This window comes from Parabacteroides sp. CH2-D42-20, from assembly GCF_003670185.1.
GTDB classification, from domain to species: domain Bacteria; phylum Bacteroidota; class Bacteroidia; order Bacteroidales; family Tannerellaceae; genus Parabacteroides; species Parabacteroides distasonis.
Window position 1 is genome coordinate 61,871 of sequence record NZ_RAYG01000028.1, and the last position, 13,018, is coordinate 74,888.

Sequence of the window (13,018 nt, forward strand, 5' to 3'; positions counted from 1 at the left end):
TCCAGACTTTTTTACGCAATACATAATAACTCTTTTGCTTTGATCACTGCCGCATTAGCATTTCCACTGTAACCATCAGCCCCAATTTGATTCGCAAACAATTCATTTACGGGAGCACCACCAACCATCACTTTTACTTGATCACGAAGCCCTTCTTTCTCTAAAGCATCCATGACGACTTTCATATAGCTCATTGTCGTCGTCAATAGGGCAGAAAGGCAAAGAATATCCGGTTTTTCTATTTTAACCGTTTCAACAAACTTATCTGCCGAAATATTCACGCCCATATTAACCACCTCAAAACCACATCCCTCAAACATAGATGCCACTAAGTTTTTCCCGATATCATGTAAATCCCCAAATACCGTTCCTATAACAATTTTCCCTATCGTATCAGTCTTCTCTCCTTTCAGATGAGGTTTCAATAGTTCCAACGACCCTTTCATCGCACGAGCGGCCATCAACAATTCCGGCACATATGCTTGTTGACGCTGAAAACGATCTCCAATCTCTTCCATAGCCTTAATCATATAGTTATTAATGATCAATTGAATATCCAAATCTTCTTTCAGAATTTGTTCGGTAACCTCCACCGCAGACTCTAATTTACCGGCAACGATCGAGTCAAATAATTTATTTAAATCAGCCATACCTCCATTATTTATTTTGTAAACGTAATATCTCCTCATACGAGCCATATTTACGGGCCGCCGCAATAAATGCCTTAAAATTCTCGGGAGGTGTATTCCTGCCCATCGCACAGCCGGAACTAACGATATGGCTTCTGCCTTGTGTAGCCTCGATCAAATCCCTTACGGCAGCATCAACATCTATAGGTGTACCTATCACTAAAGGAAAACTAGGATCGACATTTCCCATCAAGACTATGTTTTCCGGGACTAACCTACGAGCCTCTTTAATATCAAGCATCCAATCTACCTCCAAAATCCTTGCCCCTGTAGTCCCCATATCTTGTATTATGCCATTTGTATTTCCACAAATATGAATAGAAAAAGGAATCCCATAGTCTTGAACATCTTTTGCCAACTTTCTTTCTGGTTCCAAGGCAAATTCACGATACATATCAGGTGAAATCAGATTAGGTCCAGCAAAAGCATCCCCAATAGAAGTAGCATGCGCTCCCGCATCTTTCTGTGCTTTAGCGAAAACCGCACTAATTTTACGACAATATTCTAAGACATCATTGATTAGTCGCTTATCTTCCGTTAATAAATCCATCATGAATTGAGTAGTACCTCGCAGTAAACATGCGATACTAAAAGGGCCTTGATCCGCACGCCCCATTACAAAAACACGATCGCCGATAGCATCAACCAAAGTACGTGTAGCTTCTAGCCACTCGCATAGGCGACCGGATCTTAATGGGTCTGGTATAGGCATATCATAAACATCACGTAAGTCTTTTAATACCGGACATCCCTCATCAACCGTAGCAGGTTCATCCTCTCTAAATATTACTTTCGCCCCAACAGCTTCCGCTATCGTAGCATCATCAAAATCAATCACACATCCATCATATCCATATTTTTCTTGAGATATGATATGCGCTTGAGCCATCTTGCGTCCATTCCTATTCACGTCCCCGATCTTCATTCCAGCTGTTTCCACAGCGAACATAAAACTTTGGGGAATAACAGGAAGCATATCCGGAATATCTCCGTTTAAAACAGCCATACAACGCTGTAAAGAAGTCATTTCTTTCATAAGCCACTAATTTATAGATTAAATAATCATTTCATTTTCAATGATACACAAAATATATACACCAAAGCGAATAGAGGAACGAACAAGCTGAATAGTTGATTACTAGCGTCCGCAATAATCCCCATAAACAAAGGTAAAATAGCGCCTCCCGCCACTCCCATAATCATCAACGCAGAAATCTCATTTGCCTTTGAAGGTTCCGATTGAATAGCCATAGAGAATACGATCGGAAATACATTCGCACAAAACAGACCTACCCCAAATAATGAAATCAAGATAATCATTCCATCAGATGATATCATAAATATTGTAAACACGAACAATGCCGCAATCATATTTACAACTAAGAAACGACGAGAAGAGTATCTAGCCAAAAGGATAGATCCGACAAAAGTTCCGATCATACGAGCTGAGAAATACAAACTACATCCCAATCCACCTTGCTCGATCGGCATATTACAACGTTCTAACAAATATTTTGGGACAGCGGTCATCAATCCTATCTCAAATCCCACGATTAATAAGATCACGGAAAAAGCCAATATCAATTTTGTATTCTTAAGCAACCCCCAAATTTGATTACTGACATGGCTTCCGTGATTTTCTTTATGTTCTGCAATAGGTGTCCCTACCAGCCATAACCATGAAATGCCGGTAGTAACAGCATATACAAGAAATATCAAATGCCAATTTCCCCATAGTCCGGCAGCAACACCTGCGATCACCGGCCCTAACGTAGATGATATAGCCTTAATAAACTGCCCTAATGTCAACATACTGGTCACTTTATCTTTCGATACAACATCTAATAGAAGCGGATTCAACGAGACTTGTAAAATCGTATTCCCGATGCCTAGTAAAGCGAATGCCATCAATACCGACACGAATGAATAGTAAATAAATGGTAACAACATCGCAATTCCCGTAATCAAAGCACTCAGCAATACAGTCTTCTTCCGCCCTATATGCCCCATTAACAGACCTGTCGGTAAAGAGCATACGGCAAACCATAAAAAGACCATCATCGGGAGTAAATTCGCTAACGTATCGTTTAGACCAAAATCATTTTTCACGTAACTCGTAGATATACCAACCACATCCACAAAGCCCATGACAAAAAAGGCAAACAATACAGGTAATAATTTCCGTACAGACTTATTTTCAACACATATTTCCATGGTATCTCCCTATTTATAAAACCAACTTAAATGTTTCAATAGAATGGTGCCCCAACTTTAAAGAAATCGTTCTACCCTTTACAGGAAGTACTTCCTCTTCATCCTCTATTAAATTAGTCCTTATGACTTGCTTAGCCTCAAAGGGTAAAGATACTTGAATCTCTTTATCCTTCCCTTCCATTTCTGTTAAGCGAATAATTAGATTATTATCATTATCCGCCTTTTTGATCAGAGACATAGCAACTAATGGATCTGATATCGACAAGAAGCTATGCCTTGGTTCCAATGCTCCACCCTTATTATCTTTTTTAACTATATAAAACGGATGATTATTCCCGATTCCAAACATATACCCATTTATCCATCCTTCTTTATGCGTCGAAATAGAAAAATGAAACTGGTGTGTGCCTGTTTGATGATACCAGTTACCTTCTCCATGGCAACTTTTATGGGAAGACAATAAGATCCCCTGTAAAACTGGGTATATCGCTTGTTCACGAGACGGATCTATCCAATCCGCCACCGCTACGCAAGAAGACATCGTAAGCCCGAAACCATTTCCATTAGCAGATATAAAATTCTGTATCTCCCTTGGATGTGAATCCGCCGGATGATGCACATACGGTCCTCCCCAAGCCCAGCCCCCCGGTTGGCTATTCAACTCGTCTTTATACACTTGAGCTACCCCCATAGGAACCTCATAATTAATTGTACGTTCCCTCATCATATTTATAGGAAAGGCAATCCGGTATTGACGATTATGCTCTCCATCAAAATCACGTAATTCGATATCAAAATCAATTTGCTTTTTAGTATGTAAAAATGTTATGGTTTGCACGATCGTCGCATGTTTTGTCGGTTGGATATTCTCAAAACGGGTATAAAGCGCACCTGTTTCGACCACCCGCCATTGAGAATCAAAAGAACTAAGAGGCGTGATATCGCCGGAAGTCAAATCCGTAATACGAGTGAATTCTCCCGCTCCATTCCCTGTATATCCTAACTCTAGAACATCTCCGCACGCAAACTTCGAGGTATGTATAACATCCTTCCCTAAAATTTTATCATATAGGGAAACAATACCCCCATTTCCCAATACCGCTCTATAATACAGATTCTCAAAACTATTATTAGATATCAGAATCTCATCATTTTCAGACTTGAACTTTTTCCCCTCTTTTATTTCATAAGAACGGTATCCCATCGGAGGGACATCTTGAGCGACAAACGTTACATAATGTTTATCCCCGTCCGATCGAATCTGTGAAGGTATAATCCGACCGTTGTCATCTTTCACTAGAGCTTGATCTTTTGAAATCTCCACTTCAACTTGCCTATCTCGCTTCCAAGTAAGATCATTAAAAACCATCCGACTGTTAACAGGAACATTCACATTCTCTACAATATCATTTAAAGAGGAATGAAGTAATGTGTGCCCTAGATCTCGTGCGACTTCCAAGCTATCCTCAAAAATAGCATCAGTTATTTCACCATTCTTTCCTCCTAGCCCATGATCCGGGTAAATGGAGGCCATCCATGCCCGGTCAAACTCTTCTCGAGGATATATACTTAAACGACCATCTATCAATGCAGAAAAAGTTGAAAAAGATTCCGCTGCCGGTAACAATACTCCCGCTTGGCGTTTATAGGTAGTCGCCTCATAATGAGCCGGACCATGGATATATAACCACAAATCCGGACGTTCTCCCTCTATCCGTTCAAATCGTGTATCCGCACCTCTAACTTCCTCGAAATATTCTTCTGCCGTAGAACACTCTAATCGTGGAAGAGGTATATCTGATTCAGACGCTATCAAATTCCATTCATCAATTACTTTCTGATAATCTACCGGTTTCGTCGCATCACAACTCATTAATATCGCATAGTGGGGAGGAATACCATGCTCTTTAAAGTAATCACTCCAGATTTGCGAACGATGGTGTAGTTTATGAAAGGCTGTCACCCCATCCTTATCAAAAAATTTCCATACCAAAGAGGCCCAACCATAATTACCGGGTGTAAAAGTTAGTACTTTCGATCCATCAGGACTATACCAATCATATAACCCCTCTCCCATTCTACTAACAAATAAATTAGGAATTCCACTCTTTGCCAAAATCTGAGGCATTTGCCAAGTACGCCCCGGCACATCCATATTATTTGCTACTCGGTCATCACAGCCCGGTAAATTCTCACGAATCCACTTCCTCCCATAATAAGCTTGACGAACCAGTTGCTCGCCACTCGATAATCCCTCATAAGGTTGATTGTATGTAGCTCCCCAACCAAAGCGTCCTTCTCCATATAGCTCAATCAACTCCCCTTTTTTATCGGGATACTCTTCCAAGAACTCCATCAAGTTAAGAGTCTGTTCCATCTCAAACTTAAAAGATTTATTCTCTTTCATCAAACTTAGAGCTGGAAGAATAATACCCTCAATACGGTCCTTACGACAAAAGTCGGGAGTATCCATCCAAGCGATATCTTGATGCGAGGATTGAATAATATGTATAGTACCTTTTTGGAAATATCCCCAATCTGAAGGAATAATCGGACGATAGATTTGGTCTACAAGCACAGTCTTATTTGAAACCACCTTCAGACGGCCCTCTTCTCCAATCATAGGTAACCAGATCAATAAACTGTCCGGACTATCCGTAAATTGTACATCCAACGCACGTCCATCCATATTCGCATTCAAACTTGATTGTTTCTTAGCGATATAATCTTGCTTGATATAAGATAAGATTTCAAATCTTCCTCCCTTATTTTCATAATGTATCGGTTCAACCGGATTAATAATCGCAGTCTCACGTTGTGCCATTACTTCAAAAGACAGGCAAACCATACTAAGCAAAAAGATTTTTTGTTTCATAGAGTATTATATTTAGTAGAGAACACAGATTAACATAGTTAAACCATATACATATCTAAACATATAAATATTTATAGTATATTTTTATTTAACCGGTTTAACAACAGCAAATATAAGGATTCATCCCAAACAAAAAACACAATTCATGTATTTTAATATAAATTAGAATACACAAACAGTATAAAGAAAGCTATTTAGCAGAATACTAAGGGATAAATTGGTTATTTACAACCACCCCTTTATGTGAGAAGTTTTTGTCTCTTATATTTTCCAAAAGGATTTGTATAGCTTGGATCCCCATTTGCTCGATAGGCATTCGAGATATGCTCATTTCCGGAGAAAGGATATCTAGAGCTGTAGTCTCATGAAAACAACCCATATTAAAACGAGTATGGTAATCTATCTTATTACTAATAAAATAACGTATGGACTCCAAAGCAAGATAGTGTGTAGAAAAGAAGAAACCATCCACATCAGGCACCTCCTCAAACAGACAATCTAGTTTATCTACGATATCTGTCTTATAATTCTGCCTATCAACAAAGATCTCAAGTGACATATCATTATCCACGTCTAAATCCCTTAAAGCCTTGCGATATCCATCTATACGTTGTTTCATCACATAAAGATGTACATCAGTCGTAACCAAAGCAATCTTACGTGATCCTTTTTTAATCAAATGATAAGTTAAATCATAGCAACATTGGCAATTATTGACTATCACATAATTAGTATCTACATTTGGAAAATATCGATCCACCAAAACGAATGGCAACGAATCTTTCAATAATAGATTAACACCCTTTCGAGATACTTTAGTCGGAGCTATAACAATCCCATCCACTTGTTTGGATCGAAGCATCTTTACAAGCTCATATTCTTTATCCCCGTCGCCTTCCGAACTACAGACAATCAATACATATTTATTCCGGGCAGCCTCAGACTCGATTGCTTGAACCAACTGAGCATAAAATGTATCACCAATAAAGGGAATAATCAAGCCTATTGTATTCGTTGTTCCTAGAGACAGACTCCTAGCCAATAGATTTGGACGATAATTCACCGATTCTGCATAATCCTTCACGCGCTTAATCGTCGTATCACTAAATCCCTTGGCCGGTCCTTGCCCTGATAAAATCCAAGATACGGTGGCCTTAGACAAATTCAAAGCTTGTGCTATATCTTTTATTGAAACCTTCATTGATTCTGTGAATAATAGGTGAGTCAAAGATACCCTCTTTTTTTTAATGAAAGAACAATAACCTATCAAACAACTTTTTTTAACCTTTAACTATCTATCCCTACTAATTCAAAATAATCCTGTATCTTTGTATCAAGAAACGATTTATCATGGCAGGCTTATACATCCACGTTCCTTTTTGCGCCAAGCGGTGTTTATACTGTGACTTTTTTTCCAATACGGAGATGAAGTATAAAGAGCCGTATATAAACGCACTTATAAAAGAGATGGAATTGCGGAAGGGATATATAGGAAACGAAGCATTAGAAACCATTTACTTCGGGGGAGGCACCCCCTCTCAATTAGACGAGAAGGATTTTGGCAAGATATTCGAGGCCATCTATCGTCATTTTGATGTAGCTGAGCAAGCGGAGATTACCTTAGAGGCGAATCCGGATGACATGAAACGAGAATATGTATCGCTTCTCCGTAATTATCCTTTTAACCGGGTCAGTATGGGTGTACAGAGTTTTCATCCGGAAGATTTGCGTTTTCTGAATCGTCGCCATGACCGGGAACAAGCGATTAAAGCAGTAGAACTATGCAAGGAATATGGGATTACAAATATCAGTATCGATTTGATCTACGGACTCCCCAACCAAACGCAGCAAGCATGGGAAGAGAATTTGCGACAAGCGATCCGGTTGGATGTTCCCCATCTTTCCGCCTACCACCTCATTTACGAGGAAGGTACCGCACTTTACAAATTGCTGGAAGCGGGAAAAGTGCCCCCCATAAACGAGGAGTTAAGCGTCTCGTTCTTTTCCACATTAATAGATCGGTTGGCAGAAGCAGGCTATTTGCATTACGAGATATCTAATTTCGCCCGTCCCGGGTTCTTCTCCAAGCACAATAGCTCCTACTGGACCGGAAAGAAATATCTGGGGCTCGGTCCTTCCGCCCATTCTTATAACGGAATAGACCGGGAATGGAATCCATCTTCTCTACCTATATATATAGACGGTATAGAAAAGGGGCATCCGACAATAGAATCCGAGGATTTAGACCTATGCACCCGGTACAACGACTTCATCATCACCGGCCTTCGAACCATGTGGGGAGTCTCTTTCGCTGATATCCAGACAAAATTTGGCAGGAAGCTCCTTTCTTATTGTCAAAAGCAAGCTCAACCCCATATCAACCAAGGTCTCTTATTACAAACCGGTGACAAATTGATTTTATCCAAGTCAGGAATCTTCGTTTCCGACGGAATCATGAGTGATCTACTTTGGGTATAAAAATTAACAAAACCACCACTTTCTCCAACAAACCTGTTAGTTAAAAGTACATTTCCTGCACATTTTCACGATTTTTGAGAAATAAAACGACGCATATTAAAAAACTATTACATATATTTGCAGCATCAAAAACAGCAAACAGTGCCATATTTGTATATAATATCAGGTTGCAACGGAGCAGGAAAAACAACAGCTTCCTTCACGATTTTACCAGAAATGCTAAAATGTAGGGAGTTTGTTAACTCAGACGAGATAGCCAAGGGACTTTCCCCTTTTAATGCAGACAGTATAGCCGTCGCCGTTGAAGCTAGTCGTATTATGTATAAGCGGATAAAGGAACTCATCGGTGCTGGTGAGACTTTCGCAATGGAAACTACGCTGGCCACCCGTTCAGTCGCAAACTTGATACGGGAAGCACAAAGGGAAGGTTATTATGTTACATTGCTTTACTTCTGGCTAAATACGCCGGATCTAGCCGTGGAACGTGTGAAAATGAGGGTAGCCGCCGGAGGTCACAATATTCCGGAAGCAACGATACGACGTCGGTATGAGGCCGGTATCCACAATTTATTTGAGCTATACCTTCCTATTAGTGACTATTGGATGATAACTGATAATTCGATGTCTCCCATGGAAGTGATCGCCAAGGGATTCAAGAATGATAAAAGGGAAGTGTATAATCTAGATATTTTTACAAAACTTGAACATCATGAATGAGCAAGAAGTTAGAGAATTCGAAGAGAATATAGTAAAAGGTGCAAATATAGCTTTTCAGCGTTTGGTGAATCAGAAGAAGAAGGAAGACGGAGAGTTGGTATTCTCTCGTAACGGTCATATCTTCAGAGTCAAAGCTGTTGATCTTGACAAGATTTATTAAGTTATAGATATAGATATACAAAAAGAGGAGACGTATCTTTCAAGGATATGTCTCCTCTTTTTGGCTTTATAGAAAAAGGAACTTAGGTTCATGGGCGAAGTATGTTAACATACTTCGGCATTTCAGTTAACATACTTCGCCCACGAAGTTAACTTACTTCTCTATCTTGAGAATTCCATCTCGTTCAATAAATAACCGGCTCCGGCATATTTATCGATTACGAATAGGACATAACGGATATCTACGATAATACTGCGTTGATAATCGGGCAGATATTGGATATCCCCTCCTACTCCTTCCCAGTTACGGTCGAAATTGATACCGATTAACTCTCCTTGTCCATTCAATACCGGACTACCGGAGTTCCCTCCCGTTGTATGGGTCGTAGCACAGAAGGCAACCGGCATTTTACCGTTAGGCATCTTATAAGGGCCAAAGTCTCCTGCTTGATATAATTCCTTCAAACGAGCAGAAACCACAAATTCCCAATTCGTAGAATCCTCCTTCTCCATGACGCCGTCTAAAGTGGTTTGATGACCATAATAATCGCAATCACGAGGACTGTAACCTTTCACCTGCCCATAAGTCAGACGAAGCGTAGAGTTCGCGTCCGGAAAACTAGCCAAGTCTCCATACATCGCTAAAAGTCCTTTCACATACGCACGATGGGCGATCGCATATCCGGCATCAAAATCAGCCAAAGCCTTATCTAACGCCTTTTTCTCATCCTTTACGGATTGCGCAAACAGAATCATAGGATCTTCTCTCAAAGTTTTGACAGACGGATGCTCCTTGAACGCATTAAAGTTCTTCTCGCTACCATAGATCGATTTATCAAACAGATAATCTACGAATTTATCCACATCCCCCTTAAACTTGCTATCGATTACGGATAAATAAGCGGGCTGCGACTTCGGAGCGACCAAACGCCTATATTCCTTTAACATGACTTTCGCTATCTTCTTATCAACCATCGGCGCATAATCCTTATCAGCGAAACGGTGGAAAGCCCTCTCCAATTGAGTGACCTGTTTTTGCTGCTCGGAACGATCTTTCCCCTCCAAAGCCTCACAAACAGTCTCGATATCGGTCGGAACTTTGGAGAACTCGATGCCACGGTTCAATGCCTCATCCAACATCCAACTACGGAAACGCAAATCCTTACGATCATTAACGATCTGCTCCAATGTCAGAAGCGCTTCCGGATAAGCAGGCTCACACATCTTCTTCGACCAAGCGATCAAACGATCCTGCTCATCGTTTTTCACCTGCTCAAAATTACGTTTGTTGATCGCCCAGTTACTACCGATCGCATTCTTATAAGCGTTCGTAGAACCTGCATACTTACTAGCGTATTGAATCCGGACTTGCGGATCTTTCAACATTTCTTCCAGCATCGCCTCTTGACGGAGATTACGGATATTAATACGTACCGCATTATCTATATCCCGACGTTCAGCTACCTCCCATGAGGTATAGTATTTATTGGTACGGCCGGGGAACCCCATGATCATGGCATAATCGTTCTCCTCCACACCTTTTAAAGAAAGCTTTAGCCAACGTTTCGGACGAAGCGGGACATTGGTTTCCGAATAAGGTGCCGGATTTCCGTTCGCGTCGGCATACACACGGAAAAGAGAGAAGTCTCCGGTATGGCGAGGCCACATCCAGTTATCCGTATCCGCCCCGAACTTACCGATAGAGGAAGGGGGAGCACCGACTAAACGGACATCCGAATAGATCTTCTTGGTAAACATATAGTACTTATTACCTCCATAAAAAGCCTTGATCTCGACTTCCGTACCGGGGTTATCCTGTAAGAACTTCTCACCTACTTTCGCTTTAGCGAGGCCATTCAAGTACTTAGCGGACAAGAATTCCATGCTGTTCGGATCCGTGATCTTTTTCAGTTCCGTCCTCACATAATCCGTCACGTCGTCGATCTTATCGATAAAGGTAACCGTCAATCCCGGATTCGGAAGCTCCTTATCACGAGACATCGCCCAAAAGCCGTCCGTCAGATAATCATGTTCCAAGGTACTATGCCGTTGGATGCTACTATAACCACAATGATGATTCGTCAGCACCAACCCGTCCGGAGAGATCATCTCGCCCGTACAACCACCGCCAAAACGAACCACGGCGTCTTTCAAGGAAGGAGCCTCGGCGCTATACACTTCCTGATCGCTTAATCGCAGACCAAGGGCCTGCATCTCCGCAAACTTTTGTTGCTTCAATAAAGGGAGCAGCCACATGCCCTCATCGGCCAAGACCGGAAACGCCAATATAGCGGCCGCTACAGATAAAAAGAGTTTCTTCATGTATTTGAACTATTAAAAGGATGTTTTGTCAACATTGAATTATAATAACGGCGATCTCCACTTACCTCCTTACCAAGCCAAGCCGGTTTCTCAAAAGGCTCGTCCTCAGACGATAACTCGATCTCCGCAAGGATCAACCCTTCATTCGCTCCGTGGAAAACATCGACTTCCCACGTATGGCTGCCTCTGGGAACCAGATAACGAACCTTGTCGATCGCACCCGGCTCGCAAAGTTCCAACAACCGCTCGGCATCCACCAGAGGAATCTTTTGTTCGAACTCATAACGGCTCAAGCCTTTCTCATCCGAAGCGCCTTTGATCGTTAGGAATCCCTCCTCTCCCCGGATACGAATACGAACCGTACGTCCGGGCTGTGAGCAAATATATCCCTGCACGATACGGGTGGAGCTAACAGCCTCCGGTAAAAAATCACCGGAGACCAAGAATTTCCGTTCTATCTCAATGGCCATGTTTCGAGGTATCAGCCTTAATCGTTACCATCGTCGCACCAAAGCCATATTCGCGGAAAGAAGCGTCTTGAAAATAATGTTGCTTATAATGGGTCTTCAAATCCTTCTCGATCGCCTTACGCAGTACACCATCGCCTTTTCCATGGATAAAGACAATCTTCTGTCCGTTATTAAGAGCGTACTGATCCATCACCTCACGGAATTTCCCCAACTGGTACGTCAGCATATCCGCATTGCTCAATCCATTCGTATTATCCAACAATTCGGTTATATGCAAATCGATCTCAAGGATAGCGCTATTCGTCGGCTTCTTTTTCACGATTTGCCGGGGAACCCTACGTTCCTCACGAACCTTTTGCTGCATAGCTTCCTTCAACTCCGCCGCAGAGACCAATAGTTCTCTCTCGGGCAAGTCATCGCGGATAATCGGATAAATCAAGGCATCCTCCTCAAAGAAATCATTCTCCATAAAGCAGTGAAGCTTGTAGAACTTAACCGTATCCAAGCGCAACTCTACCGATACGGCGTTTTTCAACGAATAGGGTTTATCCTTCTTGAAAGCGATCAGTTGCACGCAGATCCTTTCCAGATCATTCAACTCCGGCTTACCGAACTCCTCTAGGAATATTTTCGTATTCGGCTCGATAATCCCGTTATAACGGCTCGTCCAGCTATTATTCGTCCGGTTCATATAATTGAAGAACAAATAGTAATTACTATCATTCACGAAATACGTCTCATAGCCGCATTGCTGGAACGCCTTCGGATCGACCGGGAGATAAGCCAGATACACATTCAGACGCTCTCCCTCCGGTGTCTCCTCGACCTTTTCCTCTTTGGGTTCAGGCTTCTTTGGGGAAGGAGTCTCTACCGGAGCCTGTACTTTCGGACGGTTCGAGCTATGCACTTGCATATCATTACCCCCAACCACGACACATTCCTTGATCAAGGCAGGAACCTCAAACCCATCCTCATCCTCAACCAACACTTGGTCCTTTCCACGGAATCCACGTACGACTCCACCTCCCACACTATTCAGGAAGCGAACTTTATCACCTATTTGAATACTCATATTCTATACCTTATTATATTAT

The 13,018-nt window shown here is 41.7% G+C and carries 10 protein-coding genes and 1 pseudogene; 3 read left to right on the top strand and 8 right to left on the bottom strand.

The window, feature by feature from the left end; translation table 11 throughout:
• Nucleotides 1-11: 11 nt before the first annotated feature.
• The 5 genes and pseudogenes from D7V92_RS16410 to D7V92_RS16430 all read right to left on the bottom strand — a co-directional run.
• Nucleotides 12-641: pseudogene (locus D7V92_RS16410) on the bottom strand (corrinoid protein); the annotation flags it as partial.
• Between the two features lie 16 nt (nt 642-657).
• A complete protein-coding gene (locus D7V92_RS16415; protein ID WP_005858852.1) occupies nt 658-1,725 on the bottom strand; it encodes a uroporphyrinogen decarboxylase family protein in 1,068 nt (355 codons plus the stop codon).
• Nucleotides 1,726-1,751: 26 nt separating this feature from the next.
• Nucleotides 1,752-2,903 (bottom strand): sugar MFS transporter, encoded by a 1,152-nt coding sequence (locus D7V92_RS16420; RefSeq protein ID WP_005858854.1) that lies wholly within the window; start codon nt 2,901-2,903, stop codon nt 1,752-1,754.
• A gap of 13 nt (nt 2,904-2,916) precedes the next feature.
• Nucleotides 2,917-5,778, bottom strand: coding sequence for a glycosyl hydrolase-related protein (locus tag D7V92_RS16425; RefSeq protein ID WP_008772618.1), 2,862 nt, complete (start codon nt 5,776-5,778; stop codon nt 2,917-2,919).
• 205 nt (nt 5,779-5,983) lie between these two features.
• On the bottom strand, nt 5,984-6,979 hold the full coding sequence (locus D7V92_RS16430) for a LacI family DNA-binding transcriptional regulator (protein WP_034531543.1): 996 nt from the start codon (nt 6,977-6,979) through the stop codon (nt 5,984-5,986).
• Between the two features lie 149 nt (nt 6,980-7,128).
• On the opposite strand from D7V92_RS16430, the gene hemW reads away from it, so the two are divergent.
• The 3 genes from hemW (at nt 7,129) to D7V92_RS22280 (ending at nt 9,133) form a co-directional block, all read left to right on the top strand.
• Entirely contained in the window at nt 7,129-8,256 is a 1,128-nt protein-coding gene (hemW, locus tag D7V92_RS16435) for a radical SAM family heme chaperone HemW (RefSeq protein WP_121773329.1), read from the top strand.
• Between the two features lie 117 nt (nt 8,257-8,373).
• On the top strand, nt 8,374-8,973 hold the full coding sequence (locus D7V92_RS16440; RefSeq protein ID WP_005858862.1) for a zeta toxin family protein: 600 nt from the start codon (nt 8,374-8,376) through the stop codon (nt 8,971-8,973).
• Nucleotides 8,966-9,133, top strand: coding sequence for a hypothetical protein (locus D7V92_RS22280; protein ID WP_005858864.1), 168 nt, complete (start codon nt 8,966-8,968; stop codon nt 9,131-9,133). Before D7V92_RS16440 ends, D7V92_RS22280 begins: the two co-directional genes overlap by 8 nt.
• A gap of 161 nt (nt 9,134-9,294) precedes the next feature.
• On the opposite strand, the gene D7V92_RS16445 is transcribed toward D7V92_RS22280, so the two are convergent.
• The 3 genes from D7V92_RS16445 to D7V92_RS16455 are packed head-to-tail and all read right to left on the bottom strand — an operon-like array spanning nt 9,295 to nt 12,996.
• The gene (locus D7V92_RS16445) at nt 9,295-11,454 is read right to left on the bottom strand and encodes a S46 family peptidase (RefSeq protein ID WP_121773330.1); all 2,160 of its coding nucleotides are present in this window, start codon (nt 11,452-11,454) and stop codon (nt 9,295-9,297) included.
• Complete coding sequence (locus D7V92_RS16450; protein WP_005858868.1) at nt 11,451-11,924, bottom strand: CYTH domain-containing protein; 474 nt, start codon at nt 11,922-11,924, stop codon at nt 11,451-11,453. Before D7V92_RS16450 ends, D7V92_RS16445 begins: the two co-directional genes overlap by 4 nt.
• The gene (locus D7V92_RS16455) at nt 11,914-12,996 is read right to left on the bottom strand and encodes a DUF2027 domain-containing protein (protein WP_121773331.1); all 1,083 of its coding nucleotides are present in this window, start codon (nt 12,994-12,996) and stop codon (nt 11,914-11,916) included. The genes D7V92_RS16450 and D7V92_RS16455 overlap by 11 nt, the downstream gene beginning before the upstream one ends.
• Nucleotides 12,997-13,018 lie beyond the last annotated feature (22 nt).